The organism is Wolbachia endosymbiont (group A) of Lypha dubia, assembly GCF_964028575.1.
GTDB classification, from domain to species: domain Bacteria; phylum Pseudomonadota; class Alphaproteobacteria; order Rickettsiales; family Anaplasmataceae; genus Wolbachia; species Wolbachia pipientis.
Genome location: NZ_OZ034796.1, coordinates 324,639 through 348,754, shown reverse-complemented (window position 1 = coordinate 348,754; position 24,116 = coordinate 324,639). Strand labels below are relative to the sequence as shown.

Annotated in this window: 23 protein-coding genes, 2 other RNA genes and 4 pseudogenes; 14 read left to right on the top strand and 15 right to left on the bottom strand. The window is 33.6% G+C overall.

Annotated elements, in window-relative coordinates:
* Window positions 1-132 precede the first annotated feature (132 nt).
* Both ABWU72_RS01860 and truA read left to right on the top strand, forming a co-directional pair.
* Window positions 133-255, top strand: a pseudogene (locus tag ABWU72_RS01860) (IS630 transposase-related protein); the annotation flags it as partial.
* A 71-nt stretch (window positions 256-326) separates the two neighbouring features.
* A complete protein-coding gene (truA, locus tag ABWU72_RS01855; RefSeq protein WP_155969460.1) occupies window positions 327-1,064 on the top strand; it encodes a tRNA pseudouridine(38-40) synthase TruA in 738 nt (245 codons plus the stop codon).
* Between the two features lie 79 nt (window positions 1,065-1,143).
* On the opposite strand, the gene dnaN is transcribed toward truA, so the two are convergent.
* From dnaN to ffs, 8 genes are all read right to left on the bottom strand, one after another.
* Window positions 1,144-2,301, bottom strand: a complete 1,158-nt coding sequence (gene dnaN, locus ABWU72_RS01850; RefSeq protein WP_038199350.1) for a DNA polymerase III subunit beta — start codon at window positions 2,299-2,301, stop codon at window positions 1,144-1,146.
* Window positions 2,302-2,424: 123 nt separating this feature from the next.
* Complete coding sequence (locus tag ABWU72_RS01845) at window positions 2,425-2,922, bottom strand: invasion associated locus B family protein (RefSeq protein WP_006279310.1); 498 nt, start codon at window positions 2,920-2,922, stop codon at window positions 2,425-2,427.
* Window positions 2,915-3,808, bottom strand: a complete 894-nt coding sequence (locus tag ABWU72_RS01840) for an RNA polymerase factor sigma-32 (protein ID WP_353283826.1) — start codon at window positions 3,806-3,808, stop codon at window positions 2,915-2,917. The genes ABWU72_RS01845 and ABWU72_RS01840 overlap by 8 nt, the downstream gene beginning before the upstream one ends.
* Window positions 3,809-3,946: 138 nt before the next feature.
* The gene (locus ABWU72_RS01835; RefSeq protein ID WP_353283825.1) at window positions 3,947-4,114 is read right to left on the bottom strand and encodes a hypothetical protein; all 168 of its coding nucleotides are present in this window, start codon (window positions 4,112-4,114) and stop codon (window positions 3,947-3,949) included.
* A 12-nt stretch (window positions 4,115-4,126) separates the two neighbouring features.
* On the bottom strand, window positions 4,127-4,816 hold the full coding sequence (locus ABWU72_RS01830) for an acyloxyacyl hydrolase (RefSeq protein WP_155969456.1): 690 nt from the start codon (window positions 4,814-4,816) through the stop codon (window positions 4,127-4,129).
* A 589-nt stretch (window positions 4,817-5,405) separates the two neighbouring features.
* Window positions 5,406-5,738: a YbaB/EbfC family nucleoid-associated protein gene (locus tag ABWU72_RS01825; protein WP_010963017.1), complete on the bottom strand. Its 333-nt coding sequence runs from the start codon at window positions 5,736-5,738 to the stop codon at window positions 5,406-5,408.
* Window positions 5,739-5,741: 3 nt separating this feature from the next.
* Window positions 5,742-7,343: a DNA polymerase III subunit gamma/tau gene (gene dnaX, locus ABWU72_RS01820; protein ID WP_012673353.1), complete on the bottom strand. Its 1,602-nt coding sequence runs from the start codon at window positions 7,341-7,343 to the stop codon at window positions 5,742-5,744.
* A 21-nt stretch (window positions 7,344-7,364) separates the two neighbouring features.
* An RNA gene (gene ffs, locus ABWU72_RS01815) (signal recognition particle sRNA small type) lies at window positions 7,365-7,454 on the bottom strand.
* A gap of 236 nt (window positions 7,455-7,690) precedes the next feature.
* On the opposite strand from ffs, the pseudogene ABWU72_RS01810 reads away from it, so the two are divergent.
* Window positions 7,691-7,807 (top strand): annotated as a pseudogene (locus ABWU72_RS01810) (WPE palindromic element domain-containing protein); the annotation flags it as partial.
* A gap of 107 nt (window positions 7,808-7,914) precedes the next feature.
* Window positions 7,915-8,568 carry a glutathione S-transferase family protein gene (locus tag ABWU72_RS01805; RefSeq protein WP_065094500.1) on the top strand — a complete coding sequence of 218 codons (654 nt, stop codon included), beginning with the start codon at window positions 7,915-7,917 and terminating at the stop codon, window positions 8,566-8,568.
* Between the two features lies 1 nt (window position 8,569).
* Here ABWU72_RS01805 and ABWU72_RS01800 read toward each other — a convergent pair whose 3' ends face one another.
* Window positions 8,570-9,217 carry an O-methyltransferase gene (locus ABWU72_RS01800; RefSeq protein WP_010081993.1) on the bottom strand — a complete coding sequence of 216 codons (648 nt, stop codon included), beginning with the start codon at window positions 9,215-9,217 and terminating at the stop codon, window positions 8,570-8,572.
* Between the two features lie 250 nt (window positions 9,218-9,467).
* On the opposite strand from ABWU72_RS01800, the gene ABWU72_RS01795 reads away from it, so the two are divergent.
* Entirely contained in the window at window positions 9,468-9,746 is a 279-nt protein-coding gene (locus ABWU72_RS01795) for a DUF2671 domain-containing protein (RefSeq protein ID WP_006279425.1), read from the top strand.
* Window positions 9,747-9,775: 29 nt separating this feature from the next.
* On the opposite strand, the gene ABWU72_RS01790 is transcribed toward ABWU72_RS01795, so the two are convergent.
* From ABWU72_RS01790 to ssrS, 3 genes are all read right to left on the bottom strand, one after another.
* On the bottom strand, window positions 9,776-10,480 hold the full coding sequence (locus tag ABWU72_RS01790) for a DsbA family protein (RefSeq protein WP_038199341.1): 705 nt from the start codon (window positions 10,478-10,480) through the stop codon (window positions 9,776-9,778).
* 54 nt (window positions 10,481-10,534) lie between these two features.
* Entirely contained in the window at window positions 10,535-10,996 is a 462-nt protein-coding gene (locus tag ABWU72_RS01785) for a type II toxin-antitoxin system RatA family toxin (protein WP_010963012.1), read from the bottom strand.
* Between the two features lie 19 nt (window positions 10,997-11,015).
* A non-coding RNA gene (gene ssrS / locus ABWU72_RS01780) (6S RNA) lies at window positions 11,016-11,176 on the bottom strand.
* 116 nt (window positions 11,177-11,292) lie between these two features.
* Between ssrS and ABWU72_RS01775 the strand changes: the two genes are divergently transcribed.
* Both ABWU72_RS01775 and ABWU72_RS01770 read left to right on the top strand, forming a co-directional pair.
* Window positions 11,293-11,883 (top strand): phospholipid-binding protein MlaC, encoded by a 591-nt coding sequence (locus ABWU72_RS01775; RefSeq protein ID WP_010963011.1) that lies wholly within the window; start codon window positions 11,293-11,295, stop codon window positions 11,881-11,883.
* The gene (locus tag ABWU72_RS01770) at window positions 11,880-13,169 is read left to right on the top strand and encodes a bifunctional folylpolyglutamate synthase/dihydrofolate synthase (protein WP_022626401.1); all 1,290 of its coding nucleotides are present in this window, start codon (window positions 11,880-11,882) and stop codon (window positions 13,167-13,169) included. The genes ABWU72_RS01775 and ABWU72_RS01770 overlap by 4 nt, the downstream gene beginning before the upstream one ends.
* Here ABWU72_RS01770 and ABWU72_RS01765 read toward each other — a convergent pair.
* Window positions 13,137-13,631: a hypothetical protein gene (locus tag ABWU72_RS01765; RefSeq protein WP_231115854.1), complete on the bottom strand. Its 495-nt coding sequence runs from the start codon at window positions 13,629-13,631 to the stop codon at window positions 13,137-13,139. The two genes, ABWU72_RS01770 and ABWU72_RS01765, sit on opposite strands and share 33 nt — an antisense overlap.
* 274 nt (window positions 13,632-13,905) lie before the next feature.
* On the opposite strand from ABWU72_RS01765, the pseudogene ABWU72_RS01760 reads away from it, so the two are divergent.
* Window positions 13,906-14,845, top strand: a pseudogene (locus ABWU72_RS01760) (IS110 family transposase).
* 480 nt (window positions 14,846-15,325) lie between these two features.
* On the opposite strand, the pseudogene ABWU72_RS01755 reads toward ABWU72_RS01760, so the two are convergent.
* Window positions 15,326-15,454 (bottom strand): annotated as a pseudogene (locus ABWU72_RS01755) (DnaJ domain-containing protein); the annotation flags it as partial.
* A gap of 624 nt (window positions 15,455-16,078) precedes the next feature.
* Between ABWU72_RS01755 and recA the strand changes: the two are divergent.
* The 6 genes from recA (at window position 16,079) to plsY (ending at window position 22,218) form a co-directional block, all read left to right on the top strand.
* Entirely contained in the window at window positions 16,079-17,146 is a 1,068-nt protein-coding gene (gene recA, locus ABWU72_RS01750) for a recombinase RecA (RefSeq protein ID WP_010963008.1), read from the top strand.
* Window positions 17,147-17,333: 187 nt separating this feature from the next.
* Window positions 17,334-18,026, top strand: a complete 693-nt coding sequence (locus tag ABWU72_RS01745) for a phosphatidylserine decarboxylase (RefSeq protein WP_353283824.1) — start codon at window positions 17,334-17,336, stop codon at window positions 18,024-18,026.
* Window positions 18,023-18,793, top strand: coding sequence for a CDP-alcohol phosphatidyltransferase family protein (locus ABWU72_RS01740; RefSeq protein WP_015589351.1), 771 nt, complete (start codon window positions 18,023-18,025; stop codon window positions 18,791-18,793). Before ABWU72_RS01745 ends, ABWU72_RS01740 begins: the two co-directional genes overlap by 4 nt.
* Before the next feature lie 22 nt (window positions 18,794-18,815).
* A complete protein-coding gene (locus ABWU72_RS01735; RefSeq protein WP_155969385.1) occupies window positions 18,816-20,159 on the top strand; it encodes an alanine/glycine:cation symporter family protein in 1,344 nt (447 codons plus the stop codon).
* 1 nt (window position 20,160) lies between these two features.
* Window positions 20,161-21,627: an alanine/glycine:cation symporter family protein gene (locus ABWU72_RS01730; RefSeq protein WP_155969383.1), complete on the top strand. Its 1,467-nt coding sequence runs from the start codon at window positions 20,161-20,163 to the stop codon at window positions 21,625-21,627.
* A gap of 12 nt (window positions 21,628-21,639) precedes the next feature.
* Entirely contained in the window at window positions 21,640-22,218 is a 579-nt protein-coding gene (plsY, locus tag ABWU72_RS01725) for a glycerol-3-phosphate 1-O-acyltransferase PlsY (RefSeq protein ID WP_174515808.1), read from the top strand.
* Here plsY and ABWU72_RS01720 read toward each other — a convergent pair.
* The gene (locus tag ABWU72_RS01720) at window positions 22,209-24,086 is read right to left on the bottom strand and encodes a hypothetical protein (RefSeq protein ID WP_138264899.1); all 1,878 of its coding nucleotides are present in this window, start codon (window positions 24,084-24,086) and stop codon (window positions 22,209-22,211) included. The genes plsY and ABWU72_RS01720 overlap by 10 nt on opposite strands.
* Window positions 24,087-24,116: the final 30 nt, after the last annotated feature.

Genomic DNA, 24,116 nt, shown 5'->3' with positions numbered 1-24,116 from the left:
CGAATTTAGCCATACCAATGTCAGTAAATTTATTAAGCAAACAGCACTTAATGAGCAGTTCTTTTTCACGATTTATAGCTCTTTTCATAGAAGTCCGGATGTGATAAGGATAGATAATGATAAGGAGGTTGAATGCCAGCAGCATATAGTTATGATTTAAGAAAAAAAGCAATGGAGGCGCTAGACGAAGGAGAAAGCAGAGAAGCAGTGGCAGCAAGATTTAAGATTGGACGAACTACTTTATGGGAGTGGCAGCACTGTAGGCTTGACCATAAATTATGTTAAGATAGAAAATGACTATTTTAGATAGAGCTTGATGTAATGCAGTGCGATACAAAATAACGGTAGAATATAATGGTAGTAGTTTCTCTGGTTGGCAAAAACAGCAACACTCTGCTAACTCAATCCAGGAGAAGATAGAAAATGCTATATTTAATTTTAGTGGTGAGAAAGTTACTTTGTACTGTGGTGGTAGAACTGATGCAGGGGTTCATGCTTTAGGACAAGTTGCTCATTTTGATATCGAAAAGGAATTTGAGCTTTATAGAATAAGAAACGCAATAAATTATCATTTAAAATCAATTCCTATAGTTGTGCTCAATGTAGAAGTTGTAGATGATGCGTTTCACGCACGGTTTTCAGCAAAAAAAAGATATTACGAATACAGAATAGTTAATCGCTATGCTCCTGCCGCTCTGGAGACGGGTTATGTATGGCAAGTGTTTAGCCCACTTGATGTAAATATTATGCGTGAAGCTGCTAAACATCTACTTGGAAAACATGACCTTTCAAGTTTCCGTTCAAAAGATTGTCACGCCGCAAATCCGATAAGAACAATTGATGATATCGATATAATACAAAACGGGAATCATATACACATCAAAATATCTGCTATTTCCTTTTTACATAACCAAGTGAGAATTATTGTGGGTACTTTAGTTGAATTTGGAAAAAATAGAACCAATCCGCAAGAAATGCTAAATATATTAAACCAATGCAAAAGAAATGCCGCTGGAGTTACTGCACCACCTTTTGGCTTATATTTGGTAAAGATAGATTACTAATTTAATAAAAGCTAGTGAAATAAGTGCCATACCGCCACGGTATCTCCAGATTCCGCTAACAAGCAGCGAGATGACGAGTTTAAGTTCTCATTGGCATTACTACATATAATGCACTTGAATCGTCTTCATCAGTGATAATTGTAGCACTATTACCATCGGCCAAGCTAAACTTACATTTATTTTTTATGCAGGATAGAACATCAAGTAAATAACGCGAGTTGAACCCTATTTCTATAGGGGCTTCATTGTAGTCCACTTCTATGGATTCAGTTGCATCACTGCACTCTTGGGAGTTTGAATGCAGAGTTAGTAGCTTTTCTTGTAGTGAGAATTTAATGGATTTTACTTTATCAGATACAACAACGGAAACTCGATCTATAACATCTGAAAGTTTTTTACTTTCAATAATCATATGCTTATCTTGAGATGCTGGAATAACTGCTTTATAATTTGGAAAAGTTCCATCTATTAATTTTGATATTAGAATATATTCACCGCATGTAAACTTGATTTTTCTGTCTGAGAGTTTTACTTTAATTTCATTACAATCGTCCAATATTTTTAACAGCTCCATAACAGTTTTACGTGGAATGATCACACCAAATTCGCCATTGATGTTCCCAGGCTTTGGCCTCTTTATACATGATAAACGATGGCCATCAGTTGCAACGCAGTACAGAAATTGCTCATCTGTATGTAGATATATTCCATTTAAATTATACCTTGTATCATCTAGTGATACAGCAAATTTTGTTTTAGTTAATAAGTCTATCAGGTCTGTATTTAGTAGAGTAAAATCATGTTTATAATTGTCTTCTTCAAGAGCAGGAAAGCTGCTTGAAACTACATTCGGTAAAGAAAAGTTTGCATTTCCGCAAGACATCAATAATTTTCCTTGGTTATTTACTTCAAAATTGACATCCAAATCAGCGGGTAACTTCTTCACTATGTCATGTAAAGTATGCGCTGAAATTTTTACTTCTCCTTCTGTTAATACGGTTGCAGCAAGTGAGGCAAACATTGAAATGTCAAGATCAGTTGCCATTAATTTTATGCTGCCGTGTTGTGCTTTGATATTTATACACGCCAAAACATCTATTGCATTACGCCTTTCAACCACTCCACTTACTCTGGATAATGTATTTAAAAGACTTGTGCGGCTCACGCTAAAACGCATCTGCTCGCACACAGAATTTTGCTTTTTGATTTCTGTATCTACACCTGCAACCTCTGACATTGCTAACTCTCAAAAATATATTTTAAATGATATCCACATCCCATATAAAGTAAAGTGCTATTTATCGAAAGGGCAGTCTGTTTTATACTACAACTGGAAAATTACCTATTCTGTTACAATAATTTACTTTGTATGGCATAAATCATGCATTTTTTGATACGCTTTTTGAAAACCAAGTAGGGAATAAGTATCATCAATGGTCACTGTTTTTGTTTTTCCATTAACTACCATTGATAATCCCTGCTTCATTTTTAGAATGAGATCTTGATCTATTTTTGTATGCTCTGCCCACGCAAAACTTCCCTGTATTATGGGCAGTGTATATTTAATTTTTTTGTCGATATTGAGAGCTACAGGCTCCTTATCATACTGAAAACCAGAGGTAACGCTTACCTCATCTGCTTTTTTATCAACATAACTAACCATTACATACGGCTTGCGATTGGTTGTATAATATTCGCTTTTTTTTTTAGGATAGGATACAATATAACATACTTTCTCTCCATCTTCCAATGCAGTATACACGAGCCAATCTTTATATTTTTCCTTCAATTGTACATCACTAACCGATGCAAAAGCGCCTATCGAAAAAAATATTAGAAATATAAAAAAACTACGCATGCAAACCAAATTTCAAACTTTCAGATTGTATATATTGTTTTACCTTAGCCATCGCCTGCTCAGCCAACTGCCTTATTCTTTCTCTTGAAACACAATATTTTTTACTAAGTTCATCCAGAGTTTGAATGTTTTCAGACAAATATCTACTGATAAAAATGTCTCTTGCCCTTTCGTTGAGGCTCGCTAGTGCATTGTTTAAAATTGTTTCTTTTAATTCTTTTTCTTCATGATTCTGATAGGTTACTTCTTGACTAACCAAGTTACATGGGATCATATCTTGTAGCTCCCTTTTAGAGTCATCACCTATTTTTATGCAATCGTTTAGCGACTGATCCTTACAAGCCATACGGTAATTCATCTGCAGAACGTCTCCTTCGGATACAGAAAGCTCATTAGATATTGCTTTTATTTCTTCATTATTTAAGGTTTCCCTGTTTGTATACTGTAAAATTCTTTTTTTTATTTTACGTAAACTAAAAAACAATCTTCTTTGTGCTTGCGTTGTGCCTATTTTCACAAACGACCAAGATTTCAATATAAAGTCTTTTATTGAAGCTTCAATCCACCACACCGCATAAGTTGAAAAACGAAACCCTAAATCAGGATTAAACTTTTTCACTGCATGCATTAAACCCATATTTCCTTCCATGACCAGGTCCATCAACAATAGTCCATAATTTTTGAATTTCATTGCAATTTTCACTACCAAATTCAAATGGCTGGTAATCAATTTATGAGCAGAAGAAACATCATTATATTGGTTCCAATTTTTTGCTAATCGTACCTCTTCCTCTTGAGACAGCATAGGAAATTTTTGCACCCTAGCAATATATTGCATGAGATTGGTTCTGCTATCGACACATAAGCTTGCCATTGGGGTCAACATAACAACTTAAATTAAAACTTCATGCATATAATATATTGATTTTCCAGCAAAAATTCAAGCTTTGATTTGAAAAAAGTACAAATTTTTCATCTAATTTCTTGGAGACAGTAGGCCGCAGTGTTAGCTAATTGGATAACATTATGTAACTTTAGATGATATTCTACCAGTACAATGGTAAACGTTACAGCTTAAACACATAGCAAATAGTGTTATTCCAGTGCCTTGACACTGGAATCCACATTTCTTTTTTCTAGATCCCAGTATCATGCTACTTGGATGACAAGAAAAACCCCACTGGGATAACAAGACTGAGATAGACTAGAAATTAAACGCTACTCCAGCTTCTGCACCAACAGTGCTGTAAAGAACTTTGAGTTCCCCTTTGTCTTTGCCTGCAGCAGCATCTTTATCAAAATGAGCACCAAAAGAACCGAAATAACGAGCTCCAGCATAAAGTTTGACTTCCGGAGTTACATCATAACTAACACCAGCTTTTACTTGACCAGCAAAACCAAATTTACTTTTTTGATCATTCACAGCGTCTTTCAAAGGAGTGCTAATATACGCTGCACCAACACCAACACCAATATATGGAGTGATAGGCATATCTTCAATTGCTATATCGTAATAAACGTTAACTAGTCCTGAAATTGCTGTTACACTGTCTGCAATAGTATCTGGCATAAATCTTGCATCTGTAACATTATTTTTGTTTAGGTATGAATAAACTCCTTCAACATCAACCCTGATGTCGTCCATTTTGTAACCAAACGCACCACCACCAGCTAGAAAAGACGCTTTTAATGGACTGTAATCACTATTGTCTTTCGTATAGGTAATACCATCAACTTTTGTGAAAAGAGGTAAAATTTCACCGTTGTATTGCAAACGAATATAGTAACTAGTTTCTTCATCACTTATTGGACCAACAGGATCTGAAAAAGCAGAGTTTGATAAACTTAGCAACGTTGCTAAAGCGGCTGCTGAAAAAAACTTTTTATAATGCATAATTGTCCTCGTAAAAAAATTAAAATTCCACTTTAGCAGTCTAAGTAACAACTAAAGTTAAGTCAAGTGCTAACTTAATAACACAAAATATTCTACATTTTAACTAATTTTTAGGAGAAGACAAAGATTTTATTAATGAATAAATACGACTTTTGATTTTTTGGTATAGCTAACACAGGTAAGATTTACTATCGAAAGACCTCGTCATCTCGCTGCTTGTTAGCGGATGAGAAATCCACAACTGTACGAACATTGCAATTTGGGCCTACCAGGAGGGCAATGCCTCTTATCCAAGTACCATCTTCTTGTCATCCCAGTCTGGGATCCAGGAATTTTATTAAGTTGGTAAGCATAAAAGTAGCCGTTTTATGTTAAAACACAATGTTCTTGATGAGATTACGGCAAGGCTGGATTCCAGACTGGAATGACATCGTTTACTATGTGCCATATTGCAATGTTTGTACAGTTGTGGAATGAATCACGGTATGACGTAGGGCTATGCTAGTATAGGTACATTATATGAAGAAGTACTAGCGTTGGGAATATTAGAAAAAAAATACTTACACTAAAAGAAACTTCAGTAGTAAATTCAAAAAGGAAGTTTAAACCCAGATGGTAAACCCATCATACCTGCAAGATCAGAAGTTGCATTCGCCATATCTTCTTCTGCTTTTTTAACGGCATCATTAAACGCTGCTGTTACTAAATCCTCTACTATATCTTTTTCCTCATTTCTCATAAGTTCTAAGTCTATGTTCACCTTTTTAGCTTTATAGCTACCTATTTTTATGACTTCCACTAATACAGAAACTTTGCCACCACCAGAAATACCTTGAAACTCTTTTCCAACATATTTTTCTTGAGCTTCTGCAAGCTTTTTTTGCATCTCTTGCGCTTGTTTCATTATTTGACTAAAATCCACAACTTACTCCTTATTTTCTATATTAACTACTTTTGCACCTTTAAACGTGTCAAGGATATCCTTAACTGCAGGTGCATAATTTAAATTACTCACTTCCCTGTTTATATAACCTGTATCAACTGCAATAACCCACTCTTGCTGAGTCACCTGGTTTAAGTAATTTTTTAAATCATTGCAAAAATTACTATCCAACTTAGATACAGCTTTTAATTTTAAATATCCAGGTTTACAATCTATTAATTGTAGATTATTACACAGTTGTTTGTAAAGATAAATTTGGTTACTTCGCCTTAATAGTTGCAAAATCTTATCAAAATCGTAATTTTGTTGTTTATTTTCCACATGGATCCCAGTGTCACGCACTGGGATGACAGAGTGGGGTTGTTGTTTACTTTCCACATATTTTTTTGGATCCGAGTAGTCAGCTACTTGGATGACAGAGGGGGAAGGTGCAACAGGTCTGCCCTGTCTATTTCCTTGCTCTACATTCTGTGAAAGAACTTTTTTGATCACCTGTTCCGGAGAAGGCAGATCAGAAAGATAACAGAGGCTAATTAACATCATTTCAGCAGCAACATCGTTGCATGTTGAAGTTTTTATATCTTGAATACCTTTAAGCAACATCTTCCACAATCTCGAAAAAAATATTAAAGATCTCTTTATACTTAAATCTTTTATCCTATTCTTTTCATGCTCTGTAACTGCATTATCAATCTCTTTTGTAATCAAAAAACGGCATACTAACTGAATTGTTTGCAATAGACCTTCAAAAATACTAAGTGGGTTTGCTGTTTTTACCGCCTTGTCAAACACTGATAGAGCTTTCTGTAAATCACCTTCTAATATTGCCCCTAATAGATCGAATATAATATCTTTATCCACTAGGCCAAGTATGTCTGTCACATTTTTAGTGGATATTGCACCATCTTTGCTATATAGCACTGCTTGATTCATCAAAAACAAGGCGTTACGCATTGAATTTCCAGAGTGTCGTGCAATTAATTCTAATGCTCCCTTTTCAATGGAATAACTCTCTTTTTGTGCAACATCATTTAAACGTTCCACTATTTTAGCTACAGGAATGTTGTGTAAATCAAATCTTTGACAACGTGCAATAATAGTTATTGGTATCTTTTTTATTTCCGTAGTTGCTAAAATGAACTTTACACTAGATGGTGGCTCTTCTAGGGTTTTAAGTAATGCGTTAAATGCACTGCTAGATAGCATGTGTACTTCATCTATAATGTAGACTTTGAATTTAGAGCTTATAGGTGAATAGCAAATATCTCCCAGGATTACTTTAATATCGTCAATGCTAGTGTGACTTGCTGCATCGATTTCAATTACATCTGGATGGCTTGAATTTTTTATTGCTAGACAATTTTCACATGATCCGCAAGGTTCAAAAATTGGCCCCAGGGAACAATTCAAACATAAAGCTATTATCCTTGCAGTGGTGGTTTTACCAACTCCACTACTACCAGAGAGCAGTATAGATTGTGGGATTTTGTTTAAAATAAAAGCATTTTCTAATACACGCACTAATATATCTTGACCTACTAGATCTTTGAAGCTACTAGGACGATGTTTTAATGCTATATTCATAGCCTCGGATAAAACAAATAATGAAATAGGTATGCAACCCAAAAAGGTTCTGATATGGCTGCTTCATTTCTGATCTGACCAAATTACAGAGTTTTTGCCTGCATACCTTATAAAATATTATACTTTTTTTTTTATTTAGCAAGGTATATCCTATATTAGCTCTATAATTTGATATGTTAAATTTTTTACAGTGCTATTTTGAAGTAAATAAAAAGTTAGTTGTCATGCAAGTCACTACAAGATTGTCACTCCAATGTTTATTTATGTCATTTCAGCGCTTATTTATGTCATCCCAGTGCCTAGGCATACAGCTGTATGAATGTTGTGATATAAGAGCAATTTTTACCGAAAAGGATGTCATCCCAGTGCTTGACTACTTGGATCCAGAAAACTTAACTGTAAATGAGCGCACTAGGCAATTGTATAACAAGAACTGGATTCCAGTGTCAGCTACTTGCATGACACTACCTGCTACGCAAACTTCTGTGGACTACAAAGAAAGTTCGTACAGTTGTAGGTCAAGCCATAGAGTAACAAAAAAAGGATATTGGTATAACAAAAGAGGAACATTATGATTTTATATCATTTTCCTCTTTGTCCATTTTCACGAAAAGTTAGAGCTTTTCTAAAAGAAAAAAAATTAGGCTGTGATCTAGTGTATGAAAATCCGTGGGAAAAGCGGAATGAATTTATGGAGATCAATCCAACCGGGCAAGTACCAGTGTTAATAGATAATAACTTTGTAATAGCGGATAGTAATGCCATTTGTGAATATATAGAAGAGACTTACAATAGCGACGTCAAATTACTTGGTTCATCCACTATTATTAAGTCTAAAATACGCGCTCTAATCAATTGGTTCGATAACAAATTTTACAATGAAGTTACTAAGTATATTATGAATGAAAAAGTAATTACTAACCGCAGCCCTGACTCTAGATTTCTTCATGCAGCTCAGCATAACCTGCCTTGCCATATGGAATACATCGAACACTTAATTAACAAGAACGTTTGGCTTGCAACTGATAAGTTCACTTTAGCTGATATTACTTTAGCATCGCATATTTCCGTAATGGATTATGTAAGTAGTTTTCCATGGGAAAAAAGTAAAATTTTAAAAGAATGGTACTCCATTGTTAAATCAAAGCCTTGTTTTCGTGAGATATTATTAGAGAGGATTTCTGGTTTAATCCCTCCTAAACATTATGCTGACCTTGATTTTTAACTTATGTTAGCTTTAAAGCTACAGTCATTCCTTCATCAGTTGGAATCAATATAGAGAAATATTTTTTTTCATCTGATAATCTATTATTAAACTCCCTCATGGCATGCCATGATTTTTCTGATACTTCTTTTGGAGGCGATTCTAAAAATACTGTGTTAAACAGTAGAGTGTTATCTGCAACGATTAGCCCATCTTGTTTAATGTATGACTCTGCCCAATCTAAATACTTAGGATAACTACTTTTGTCAGCATCAATAAATATCATGTCAAATGGTGCTTTTGCTGATAATTCATTAATTTTTTCCAGTGCATCGCCTTCTATTAGAGTAATTTTATCACTTAGATTAAAAGCACTAAAATTTTTTTTTGCTATTCTTGAGTGTTGAGGATTATTTTCTATTGTATATATATGACCGTCTTTTAGTAGAGCTTTTGCCATGCAAATCGACGAGTAACCGTATAACGTGCCAATCTCAACAATACTTTTGATTTTTTGGATTTTTATAAATAAACTTAATAGCTTTCCTTCTTCAGGGCCAATTTGAATATGTTGCTTTTTTTCAAGAATACAATATTCTTCTATTTTTTTATATTCTTTTGCAAATAGATTTCTTATGTATGACAATTTTATACTAAAATTATTACGCATATATTATAAATTAGGGAGACTTAATTCATACACAATTTATAAATATAATAATATAGTTTAAAATAATAAAAACATTTATTTTAAGTTATTATTTCATAGTATAAAATTTTAAGTGACAAAAATTATTATATATCGTACTATAGTTAACTAGTATAATAAACAGTCGATTATTATGCTAGAATTAAAGGGATTGTTTATGCGCATTTCTCTTTTTAAAATATAATTTTTATAATCAATTAGAGGGGGTTATATGTCTTATACTATTGCTGGTGAAGTTGAAACGTTAAACAAAAAATCTAACAAGAATGAAGGGGTTATGTTACTACATAATCCAGCTTATCGTGAAAAGTATAAAGAACGTTTTGATGAAGCTCAGAGAAAAGTTATGGATATGGTTCAGTTTTATGATGGGACAATAGTATTAATAGAGAATAAAATCGCTATGTATTACTACACTTGGCACAGTAAAAAAAGAGAGTTTGAGCGTAAAAAACAACAAACAGTAGTGAAAAACAATGACTCAGCATAGAGTCTTTTATATGGTAAGCTACAGTGGTATTACTTCACTATAGCTTTTCCATATAATTTATCTATCACATTAGTGAAATATTTCAGCTCTTTATACCCTCCATGTTTAACTTTATTATGCTCTATATATGATTTATCATCGTTAAGCTTGATGAAAAATATTGGAGTGGCTGTGATACCAAGTTTATTAATTGCCAGTGATTTATCATTTACGATTTTATCCATTATTTTCTTATCATTAATGCATTGGTTAAATGCATCTTGCTTTAAGTTGCTTAGTGCAGCAATTCTTTGTAGTAAAGTCAAATCACTTAAATTGTAGTAATTCCACGAATCTATTGAGTTAAAAACAGCTTTGTTAAAATTAAAGTAGTCTTCTTGTTTTTCGTAGCAATGACTTAGCATTGCAGCCTTTAGCCCTCTGTAATCCAAAGGAAAATGACGAAATATATATAACATCTTACCTGTGTCTATATATTTCTCTTTAATTTTAGGAAAAACATTCCTATGAAAAAGAGAGCAGTGATAACAAGTTAATGAAGCATATTCTATCATTAGAATTGGTGCTTTTGGATCTCCTAATAATTTATCATTAGGTAATGGCGATAATAGCTCATTTGATGTTATTTCATTGGGTTTTTTTTGAATGTATTGGTTATCGGATAAATCTTGCTTAACAACTGCATAAGAATTAACACTTATGAAAATTAATAAAAACAATAGTCTAAAAATCATTACAATATAAACACTTAACTTACTAAAAAAAATTATACATTTATATTAATAATGTCAAGATAACTTTTGTTTAGCAAGGCTTTCAGCCCTATCTTTAAATGCAGCAATTATTTTACTTTGTGTATACTTATATACTGAGTTTAATAAAGTGGAAAATGAGTTGGACTTAAACTTAAACTCTATATAAAACTTTACCATAGTTTTATTTTCATCTATGGGAATGAATTGCCATTCATTGTATAGATGTTTAAATATTCCATTTGATGATACAGCTTTTATCCAACCTTCATTTGTTCCACTTGGAGAAAGAGAAGTAACTTCTGATGTATATCTACCTTTAATTCCATGAAAAGCTGCGAGGAGATCCACAACCATTTGGTTGTTAATTTTTTCTTTTATATAAACGGCTTTGCACCAAGGAACAAAATCAGGATACCTTTCAACATCAATTACAATTTGGAATACTTCATTAGGCAAACATAGGAAAACACCCTGTTCTTTGTATTGATGAAGCATAAATGTTAAACCAATCAAAATAGGATCCGTATCTACCGTCAGCCTTAGTAGATTCCTGAGACTAAAGTTAAGGTGGGCATCGCGTATCAATTTCAACGAAATTAACAGAGGCAATTCCCTTGACTAGAAATTATCGCTCGGGAAATTTAACTTAACTCATAACGCATAGAACAGACCCTTAATTAATTGTAGATGATTTATACAAGGTGTGTCTATAGATATATTAAAGCTAGCGATTATTATTTAATCTTTATTAAACTTTGCATTCTAAGTATCATAGCTAATAAATATATCTTATGAACATTACTAAAGTTTTAACTATCATTGTTTTTATTGTAATTTCTTCAAGTGCTTACACTAATTGTACAGATCACAAAATTTTTGTGCATACTATGAAGCAACAAGTGGATGGTATATCTACAAAGGAGAATAAAAAAAACCGGGAATGTGTGCAAAAAAAGCTTCAGGAGGTCATTCAAAACAATGTTAACCTCAAAGGAATATCGCAATTCGTCATAGGAAAACATTGGGCTTTAGTTAAACAAAAAGAAAAAGAAGATTTTTTAAGAGAGTATGAAGTGTATCTTACGCGTTTGTGCGTTAAAATTTTATATAAATACATGCATGATAGTGAAATGATCATAATGAGTACAAAAGCAGTTGACGATGAAACTTGCTTAATTGGTACAAGATTTTCTTACGGTGATGAAGAATTTACAAATATTGATTTTAAAGTTACTAAAAATAACAGTTCTTTCTTGATAAGTGATGTTGTAATGAGTGGAATAAGTATTGCTATTAATCAACGTTATCAATTTAGTGAAAAAATCGACACGCATGGCATAGCAAGCGTTATAGCTGAATTAAAATGCAATAACAATCCATGATATATATGCCTCATTGGCCTAAGCCACTTGGTAGCAGGCCGAATGATTTTTCTCTTGATCGCATAAAAGGCTTTCTTAGCAAACTAGATAACCCCGAGAAAAAAGTGCCTCCCGTAATTCATATAGCTGGAACTAATGGGAAAGGCTCAACACTAGCATTTATAAGATATATAATGCAAGCAGCAGGGTATAAGGTACACGCATACACTTCTCCACATTTAGTGAGTTTTAATGAGAGGATAGTGATAGCCGGCAGCTATATCGACGATAATGAATTATATAGCTTATTAGAAGAATGTCGTGCAGTAATTGCAGAACAACCTATCACTCTGTTTGAAGCTGCAACTATTGCAGCTTTTTTAGCTTTTTCTCGTCATAAAGCCGATATAACTTTAGTTGAAGTGGGTATGGGTGGAAGGCTTGATGCAACAAATGTTATAGATAATCCGATTTTAACAATAATTACTTCCATTGCACTTGATCATACGGAATATCTTGGCCCTACTGTAGAAATTATAGCAGGTGAAAAGGCTGGAATAATGAAACCTAATGTTCCTTGCGTAATAGCACCGCAAGAAAAATCTATAGTGAACACGCTAGAACACCACGCAATAAATAAGAAATCTCCCTTGTATAGAGGAGGTCTTGAATGGAATTGCAAAAAAAAGAACAACAAAATGGTTTTTCAATCAGCTATTCAATCAATAGAATTTCCTTTGCCATCTTTAAAGGGTGATCATCAGGTGATTAATGCAGGCAATGCTATTGCAGCATGTAGTATTTTAAGTGGAAAGTATGAATTTGATATTGGAGAAGAGGATATCACTTCAGGTTTACAGTGCACTTATTGGCCTGCACGGCTAGAGTCTATAAAAGAAGGTAATTTAATTTTCCTACTACCGAAAGATTGGCAATTATTTTTAGATGGTGCACACAATAATGATGGTGCTAGAGTACTATCTCAGTGGGTAAAAGATAATTTTGCTGAAGGTATTTATATGGTTTTTGGTGTTACTAGTAACAGAAATGTGGAAGAGTTCTTAGAGCACTTAAAGCCATATATCAAGCTACTATGTGCGGTTTGTGTTAAGTCTGAACCTAAAGCAACAAATACAAATTTGATTAGGGAAAAAGCCAATAACATAGGAATAAAAGCAGTTGAATGTGAATCAATTGGCGATGCAATATCAAATCACATATTAAAAGCCTCTACCCAAAACGTCAAAACCATACTAATCTGTGGCTCATTGTTCCTAGCTAGAGACTTCGCTATGGAGAATAGCTAACTTTGATGATATTAACTGACCGATGGGGAAATAACTTTGATTGCTCATAGTACTGCTTGGCTTTTCGTTATCGACTTCTATAAACTGATCATCACCTTTAAATTGCTCCTCAATTGAATTTATAGCTGTCTTTTTGAGAATATAATTACTTGCAGCATTTAAAATAGGTGAAGTAACAATTAAAAGCGTGAATGGTAATGAAAGTAATAAGCCGGATAACATCATAGAGTTAGTTATACCAAAGCCGTTGGCAACTAAATCTAATCCCACACCGAAAAACATTAAAGATGTACAGATTGTGTTGCTCAAAATAACTGAATTTTTTAGCCACTTTAATTTAGTCCTATCACTCTTTGAAAAATTTTCGCATTCTTGGTCAAAGTTAAACAATAATAAAATATTAGTCTGATGATTAAACTCTTTCCCATTTCTAGTATAAATGCTCTTAACAGCTAGACTCAAAATAGATCCTGCTAACAAGGGAGCAAGAAAACCTACTGCTATTGGTACATTAGAAGAAATTGTAAGTTAAAAACGTGATATAAAAGAGATAAGAGAGAAAGATAACCCTGCTCACTAGGAATAGCGGGCGTGCGCGACCGAAAGGAAATTGGTATTACAACCGTTGGTATCAAGGTACGCTAGCCCTATCTCTCGATACGTTTGAATAGTTGCTTGGAACATATATATGCACCCGTTTACAATCTTAAATTAACTAAAACTATCGAGGTTTATTATGGTTACATCTTATCAAAATTTTATTGGCATTGACATCGGAAAATTTAAAAATGTCGTTGCAATTCACAAACAGAAGAATGCTGTCGAATTTGATAATAATGCTTCTGGTTGGCAACAATTATTTCAAGAGTTTTCAGATATTCTACCTAATGCTTTAGTGACTTTAGAAAATACAGGGAAATATGAGCTTGGCTTATCACATTTTCTTACCGACAAAAATATTGCCGTGCATCGAGCTAATACTCGTAAAGTAAAAAGCTTTATTTTATCTCACGGAACTTTAGCAAAGTCTAGATGCAAGAGCTCTTGCTCAATATGGATTTGAACGCCATAGAACTATCTCTCTATTTGTACCTACCTCTACAGAACAATCAACTTTGGCTGCACTTTGTCAACGTCGTGATGATATTACGCAAATGAGAACTCAAGAAAAATGCAGACTTGAAGCACCGGAAAATGATCATATAAAAGAAAGCTGTCAAAAGACCATTGAGTTTTTCGATAGTCAAATAAACGAACTCAATGATACTATACAAAAGATTATTGATGAAAGCCGCGAATTACAACAACGCCAAAAAATTCTTAAAACAGTTCCTGGAATAGGTAAAAAGTTATCACAAGATTTTTTGTGTTTAATGCCAGAGCTTGGTTACTTAAACAGAAAAGAAGTAGCAAGTCTTGCCGGAGTTGCACCGCATCCAAAAGAAAGTGGTAAAGCTGTTGGTTACCGAAGGATTACAGGTGGTAGAAGTAACGTTCGTTCAAAGCTCTTTACAGCCGCTATGGCTGCTACAAGGTCGAAATCTATACTTGGCGCCTTTTATTCTAAGCTTGTTGAAAGTGGTAAGAAGAAGATGGTGGCTATAACAGCCCTAATGCGTAAAATTATAGTAATTGCTAATACAAGACTTAAAGAAGCAATTAATTTGCATACTTAAAAATCTTCACAACGGTAACTGAAATTGGCTAATGAATATGTGCGTCCACACAGACTTAAAGCACATATTCATTAGCTTAAGCAGAAATTGCTGTGGTAGCTGTTTGATATAAAATTCTATTTCTATGACAAACGGGTTTTTATTGCCCATATAATTTGCAAAATTACACAAATAAAAAAATTTTTAAAAAACATAGTTGATACCATTAATTATTAAAAATGCAATTGATGTGAAGGATACTAAAAGAACTCCTAAGAGATTTGAATAAGAAGAATATTTTACATAAGCAGTTACATTATTGTTAATTGACTGCTGCTTATTATAGAGTTTATTTCTGCACTTATCATCTAAGTATTTTTGCAATTCTTCATAACTGCGACTCCACAACTTACCGCGTAATTCTTTTATTAAATTATTTCTTTTATTGAGACCTTTCTCCAATGGCTCTATTATAAATTCTTCAAAAAATGGCTTATTTAATGCAATAACCTTAAATTTCTCCTCCGCTTCTTTATTGTTTGGGTTTTTATCTGAGTGATATTTTAACGATAATTTACGGTATTGTTGACTAAGCTTTTTCTTAATATTCTTAATGTCAGAATTTACCACATCCTCCTTTTGAATATTAAATGTTAAAAACAACTGCTTTAAAGCGTGGTACTCATTTTCATTCAAAACATTTCTAGCCACATTACACCTACAAATTAACTAACTATTAATGTTCTATAATATACATATTTCCAAACTATGTCAATTATTTCATAAATATCTTTGGTAAAAATTATTTCTGTTATGACTAGCATGATAAGTGTATGAAGCGACTAAAATTGTCATTACAGCGCTTAGTGTACGACAGTGCTCCAACATTTAGGGTTGCAGTTTTCATGGCAGATCTGAGTAGCTGACCCATCTAAGAGGTGTCATTCAAGTAGCTGACACTGGAATGGCTTTGTTGCATCGCACCTTATACGGTAGTAATTTACAATAAATTCATGTAGCCATTTCGAATTTAGTCATTTCAGTGTTGGCTACTTGGATGACACCACCTGCTATGCTGCAAATTGCAACGTTCGTACACTAAAGTATAGTGTGTTACTAACGAAGGCAAACAAATATCTGCTTTATGAAAACGTTAATATTTTTCATTGAAATAATACATAAATACTAGAAAAACCTTGGCAGGTTATTCGCGTTTGATTATCATAGAGAATTATATAAATTAATAAATGATCTATGGCAAGTAACCCAGAAGAAAGAAATAGTGATAAACAAAAAGCGCTAGATAACGCAATAAGCCAGATTGAAAAAGCATTCGGTAAAGGTGCAATAATGAAGTTGAAGCAAAACCCTGTAGAAAAAATAGACACAATATCCACAGGATCAATTGCGCTTGATTCGGCTCTAGGTGTTGGAGGTCTGCCAAAAGGGCGTATAATTGAAATATTTGGCCCCGAGAGTTCTGGTAAAACCACTCTTGCCTTGCACGTGATTGCTGAAGCACAAAAAAAAGGAGGATCATGCGCATTTATCGATGCAGAACATGCATTGGATGTCTTATATGCTCGTAAACTTGGGGTAAGCACTGATGATTTAGTGATTTCACAACCAGACACTGGAGAGCAGGCGTTGCATATTGTTGAGTATTTAGTGTGTTCTGGTGCGGTTGATGTGATAGTTATTGACTCTGTCGCAGCATTAACTCCAAGAGCTGAAATTGAAGGTGATATGGGTGATCAACATATGGGGCTGCAAGCAAGGCTTCTAAGTCATGGGCTACGGAAACTAACCTCTGCCGTTTCAAAAGCGAACTGTATATTGATATTTATTAATCAAATTCGTATGAAAATAGGAGTAGTGTATGGAAATCCTGAAACTACCACGGGTGGAAATGCATTAAAATTCTATACTTCTGTAAGGCTTGATATAAGAAAAGTTGGTGTAATAAAAGACAAAGAAAATATTACAGGTAATGAAACAAGAGTTAAAGTTGTAAAAAATAAAGTTGCTCCTCCATTTAGAGAAGCGAAATTTGATATAATGTACAATGAAGGTATATCAAAACTCGGAGAAATAATAGATATGGGAGCAAAGCTTGGTGTGCTTGAAAAAGCAGGCGCTTACTATTCATATAACAACACACGTCTTGGGCAAGGAAGAGAGAATGTAAAAACTTACCTAAAAACAAACAAAGAAGTCGCAAATGAAATAGAAACGAAAATCAGAGATTTACTCAGAAATCATGATAATTCTATCATAATAGACGAGGATAGTGAGCAACTTTTAGAAGAATCAGTTTTCTGATCTAAACTTAGGCATTAGATTTTGTGTTGGACGGGTTGTTACAGTATGACGGTAATTCTATGTGCTAATATAACAATCTGTAATGTTACCTTGTATCAAAAAGACTTTGCTGAAGCAGTTAAAAAAAGCTTTTCATGAGAAATTATAAATGATAAATTGTTAACAATAGGTTATTGTTAATAAGATTATGTGTTTTGGTTTACCTAATATAAACAGGGAAGGTTATTCATTTATAGTAGTTTCCTTTATAGTAACGTGTATAGCATTCTCTATATCTTGGGGGTTTGGCGTTACGTGCTTGTTTCCGACATTATTGTGTACTTATTTCTTTCGTGATCCAACAAGAGCTGTGCCAAACAATAAGAATCTTATATTAAGTCCTGCTGATGGTGTGATTTCAAAAATTGAAGAAGTTAATTATCCTTTATCAGCAGAAAACGGAGAGGAGAAGAAGTTTACGCTTGTTAGCATATTTTTAAGTGTTTTGAACGTCCATGTGAACCGTATACCAATATCTGGTACGATAAAGGAAATGAGTTATAAAAAAGGCAAGTTTGTATCCGCAATGAGCAATAGGTCTAGTAATGAAAATGAAAAGCAGGTTATTGTAATTGAATACGAAAAGGGGAAAGAAATTATTGTGGAGCAAATAGCTGGATTAATTGCACGTCGTATCGTTTGTAATTTAGGAATATCCCAGAACGTAAAAGCAGGTGAAAGGTTTGGAATTATAAGGTTTGGCAGTAGAGTGAATATCTATGTTCCTGCTGATACAGAAGTCAGAGTTTCAGAAGGGCAAACTGTTATTGGTGGTGAAACAATTATAGCAAACTTAAATAAGGAAAACGTTCAAGAGAAGCTTACTTTTGACGTTATATGAATAACGATGGAAGTAACAGTAGATTCTTACCTATTACTAAATTATTCCCAAACTTTATAACTTTATTGGGTTTATGTTCTGGTCTCACTTCACTTAAATTTACATTTAATGAACAATGGGAATTCTCAGTAATTTTTATCATCATTGCAGCAATAATAGATGGAATGGATGGCAGAATAGCTAGAATTCTAAAATCAACTAGCGATTTTGGAGCCCAACTTGATTCTTTTGCAGATTTTCTAAATTTTGGTGCAGCGCCTGCATTTCTTTTGTATTTTTGGAAGCTAAACGAAATCAAAGTCATAGGTTGGATTTTAGTAATGATATACGTAATCTGCATATCAATAAGACTTGCAAGATTTAATGTTTCGCTACACTCAGAACAACCATACTGGGAAAAATTTTTCTTTTCTGGTGTTCCAGCTCCAGTGTGTGCTTTACTTTCTTTGTTACCAATAATTATTACCTTTCAATCTCATGAGAGTGAATACTTACTTCTCATAGAGCGATTTTTTAACACAAGAAACGTAGCTTGTTACTTTCTGGCCATTTCATTTTTTTCGATAAGTCACATTCCAACTTTCTCTGCAAAATATATTTATATTCCCAAAAGCCTATCCTATATATTTGTGTCATTTTTTGGAGTACTTATTGTATTTTTCATCAGTAAGCCCTGGATGACTCTACCAATTTTAGGTATAGTGTATACACTTACTATTCCAATAAGCATCGGGTTTTACATATATTTTACATATAAAACTCGTTAGCTAACAAAAAATAGAAAACTGCATGATTTTGAAGATAAGTGAACTATTAAATTCATTTCTGTATATAAAGATATTCAACATTCCATTTATAATTATTTGGGTAATTGCAACTGGAATCTTTTGTACTGCCCAGTTCAAATTCATTAACTTTAGGTTACTTAAATATGGAATACAGACGCTATTCAATCTAAAGTGTAATAACAGCAACAATGGCATAATCACTCATATTCAAGCGTTTGCAACAGTAATTTCAGGAACAGTTGGTCTTGGAACAATATCAGGAGTTGCAATAGCTATCACAATAGGGGGCCCAAGTGCAGTTTTTTGGATGGTAATTACCGGAATACTTGGTATGTCGATAAAGTTTGCCGAGGTGGTGCTTGCATTTACTTATCGCTCTGAAAATACAACTGGCGGGGCTTTTTATTACATGAAGTACGGGCTTGCAAAAATTGGATTTGCAAAAACTGGTAGATTTCTTGCCTTCACTTATGCGATTATGCTACTTATTGCAATGATTTTGGGCGGTATACCATTTCAAGCAAATCAAATAGCAGCACTATCAAATAACCTCCTAGAATACAACGCATCCATTATTATATCCCTGCTTGTCTTTATTGTAATATTGGGAGGAATAAAGCGCATTGCTTTCGTTTCAACGAGCTTAACACCAGTTATGATAGTGCTATATGTGGGTATGTGTATATATTTAATTTATGTAAACGGAAGTAATTTGCTGAATGCTCTATCCATAATATTCCAAGATATCTTCAATAAATCAGCTATAGGAAGCGGAGTATTGAGCGGATTAATAGCCGGAGTGAGAAGATCAGTGTTTGCTAACGAAGCAGGTACCGGAACAGCAGCTATAGCACATTCAGCTGTAAAAGAAGAAGATCCAATTAAAGTTGGGTGCGTTGCAATGATTGCACCACTTATAGACACAATATTAATCTCATTTTTGACTGGTATTGTGATAATTATCACTGGTATGCATAGCACTGATAACGTGGGTGATATTACACTAATTAGTTCGATATTTTCAACAGCTTTGCCCTTGTTCAGCAAGTTAGTTTTTCCGCTAATGATGTTTTCCTTTGCATTTTCCACAATAATAGCTTATTGTTACTACTGTGAAGTTGCTTTGCTGTATTTATTTGGTAGTAAAAAAATACTGATACCGTTCCAAATTCTTATAGTGGTTTCAGTGTATATCAGCTGTATGTCAAAGAATATAGAATTTATATCTTATCTAGGTGACAGTTTGTTTATGTGCCTTATGATTCCAAATGCTGTTGCAATATATCTACTAAGAAGGGAAGTTTTGAATACAATAGATTCTTATTACAATTCTAAAGGGTATTAACATGATTTATAGATTGCTTTGTATGGTGTTATTTTGCCTATTGTTTAATGATGTGTACGCTGCTTCAGGTTTTTACGAAAGTTATGACGCTGTGTTGAATGGAATAAATAACTTCATGAATGAAGTACTGTTTTTCAAGATCCTTTACGTGCCATTTATAATCCTTCTACTAGTTTTTGGTTATGTGTTTCTAACATTACGTTTTGGATTTCTCAACATAAGAATGTTTAAGCATGCGTTTGCTATTTTATGTGGAAAATATGACACGAATCACCATGATGGTCATATTACGCATTTTCAGGCATTTATGACTGCACTTTCAAGCACAGTAGGCCTTGGAACTGTTGCTGGAGTCGCAATTGCAGTTTCAATGGGTGGACCAGGAGCGGTGCCTTGGATGATGATTACAGGTTTTTTTGGTATGTCAGCAAAATTTGCTGAGGTAACGTTGGCGTTTAGACATAGAACAGAAGATCAGGACCAATTGTTTAGTGGTCCCTTTCAGTATATAAGGAATGGTCTGGAGGAATTTGGATTTAAAAAACTTGGTATTGTGCTGGCTGCCATGTATGCAGTATTCTTTGTATTATCAGGTCTTGGTGGAAGTGTAGCGTTTCAAACCAACCAAATGGTTTCAATATTATCTGGCTATTCAAGTTGGGTAGATGGTCACTCTTGGTTTCTTTCTTCCATAATTTCTGCGCTGCTTGCTCTAGTGATTATTGGCGGAATTAAAAGGATAGCTAGAGTATCTTCTGCACTAGTGCCTATTATGTCACTTATATATATCTTTAGTTGTATTATTATTATTGCATTTAATATTCATAACCTTGGTTATACGTTGAAAATATTATTTTCCACTATGATAGATTTCAATGCTGTTGGCGGAGGGATGGTAGGAGCATTTGTTGCTGGAATTCAAAGGGCAATCTTTGCCAGCGAAGCAGGTGTTGGTTCTGCTTCAATTACTCATGCAACAACTAAAGATGAAGAACCAGTAAGAACTGGACTAGTCGCTATGATAGAACCATGCTTTGACACAATGTTAATTTGCTGTTTAACAGGAATAACAATAGTAATAACAGGTGCATACCAAACAGGTGTTGGTGAGGGAATATTAATTACTCACAAAGCATTTGAGACAGTTTCTCCATGGTTTCCTATCCTTCTAACAGTAGCTGCTCCTTTGTTTGCATTTTCTTCAGTAATTTCGTTTGTATATTGTTGTGAAATGGGGTGGCTATATTTATTCGGTGCAAAAAGTATAGTGATATACCGCATAGCGGTAATAATTGTGGCGTTTTTCTCTGGTCTTTCTAAAGATATAATGGCTATTGCCAATATCGGTGGAACTTTATTCTCTTGTTTAGCTCTCATCAACATGACAGCGCTTATACTGTTTAGTAATCAGATTAACGATGAAGTTCAGTGCTACCTAAAAAGGCTGAGGAATAATAAAATTAATTAGGTTCTTGGTATAATGGAAAAGTATGTAGTCCTTATGCTGTCCTACATACTCGGTTCAATACCGTTTAGCTTAATCATTACAAGAATAAAAGGGATAAACTTAAGAGAAGTAGGTTCAGGAAACATTGGTGCTACAAACGTTGCAAGGACGGGAAATAAATTTCTTGCTGCTTTGGCATTATTTCTGGATTCCTTTAAGGGATTTATTGCCGTTTATATAGCACAACAATTTTGTGATAATAACGATTTTTATATATATGTATCTGCAATTTTAGCAGTTTTAGGACACATGTTTCCTATTTGGCTAAAATTCAGTGGAGGAAAGGGCGTTGCAACCACTCTAGGGATACTGATAGCATTTAACATCGATATTACTTTAGTATTCGTAATAATTTGGATAATAGTCTTTCTTGCCTTTAGATACTCTTCCCTTGCTTCACTCAGTGCTACTTCAACGGCTGTAGCATGGTCCTTTTTTTTTCAGAGGAATTTGTTCGTAACATTACTAATTATAGGAGCACTGGTCTTCCTAAAACACCACAGAAATATTGTGAATCTTCTGCAAGGTAAAGAGTATAAATTTTATAGATAATGTACTGCCAAATTATTGACACTTAAACTACGAGACAAATTGCTTGACGGTATGATTTTGTCCTCTTTGTTTAAGTCTATGATTTTTGCTTTTGTTATATTCTCTACTTCTTGAGGTGTTAAAAGACCATCTTCAATGAATTCCTTTTTTGTTTCTCTTATTTTTTCATAAAGTTGAGTAACGTGATCTTTATTTCCTTCATATACACTTTCAATTTCTAACTCTAGCTTATGTGAAGCTCCTTTTTTTAACATTTCATCCATTGCTGCTTTTGTTACTTTTAACCTTTCTTGCAAAATTTTCTTTATTTTTTCCTTATCATTTTCGTTATTTTTACTGAGTTCTACATATACCCTATAACATCTTTTTTCTCTTGGGAGCATTCTTAACCCATCTAACATGCTAATTATCTGACCTTCAATAGTCTTCTCAGCCTTTAACTTAAATTCTGCTACTTCTTCTTCTATTATCTTATTAGCTATTCTCTTAGCTCCATCCAAAGATGAATCCTTGAGAGAAAAATCTGTCTCGAGTAGATCTCGATTTAATAGCTCTAAGAATACTTTTTTTCCGATGTTTTCGAGTAAACTTTCTTGGTCATCTAAATCATGCTCCTGCAGTTTATTTCTCATGTGCTGAACCAGCTCACAACATTGTAATTTATTTAACTTTATAGAGCTAATATTTTTCATTAACGTCAGCACAATTTGTTCACTATATTGAGAAGTAATACTCAATAATTTTCTCATTAAAGGAATACTTACTTCTGAAATAAAATCATCAACTATTTTTTGACTTTCATCGTCTTCATAACCATTTTGAACGTCATACCAAGCCTTAAGAATTTCTTTATTGTTTTTCTTGTTTTTTAACCTGTCTAACATAAACTCACGTGCTTTATTTTGTGCTTCTGAGAGCAACATTTCCCTTGGGGGAGTAAATCTAATTTCTGGATCAGGATGAATACCCTCTAGCGTGCTTAACATTCTATAGATAATACCGGTGAAGCAAGTGTTAGGAATTCGCTCTTTTCTAGAGAAAGTTTGGCTATCAATTAAATTAGAAATCAATGCATCCTTTTTACTCTTAACGGCTTCTCCGTCTCCATCATTGCAAGCCCTTAAAACTAAAAGCAGAACCTGCCCACCTGTAAAGCCGGAGCTATGCTTTTGATCATCTTTGCAAAAGTCATCTAAAAATGCAATTACTCTTCCTTTATCCTCATCACTAAACTCATATGAATTGTTTATATATCCAATGAATTGAATATATTCATCATTTTTGATTACGTCTTCAGGTACTTGTTCACTATACTTACCTTTTAATTTATCAATATTTTTAATGATATCATCATTTAATTGATGGGGCAGTAAATGTTCAAGCTTAACATCAAAACTATTAACCATACCACGTAAATTCTCTTTTATACCTTCCAAAAAGAAATTTATAGAAGCTTTAAGCAGCGTAAATGGGTTAAAATCTTTTGGCCTTAGTTCACTCTGCAATAAAATTAATAGCATTGTAAGTGGTATAGTTCCCAGTAACGAAATAAGCAAGAAAGTGGTAGTGAAAGTTAGATATGTTATGAAAGCAGAAAACAAGAGGAAGGCTGCTACCTTGATTGTATTGTTTTTAAAAAATATTTCCCAATATTCCCTTTTGCTCATTTTTTGCTGTTTTGCCGTTTTTATTTCTTTGTAGATATAAAGAGTTTTAATTTCAGACCTGAAGAACATAGTACCAAGAGAAAAAAGAACATTAACAGGATTAGTGATAATGCTTAACGAGACAAAAGCTCCAAAGTAGCTAACAAATTTTAGCTTACTAGAATCCTTTGAAGGAAATTGTATTTGAGAAATACCTATCATAGCTTACCTTCAACATCATTACACTCTAGT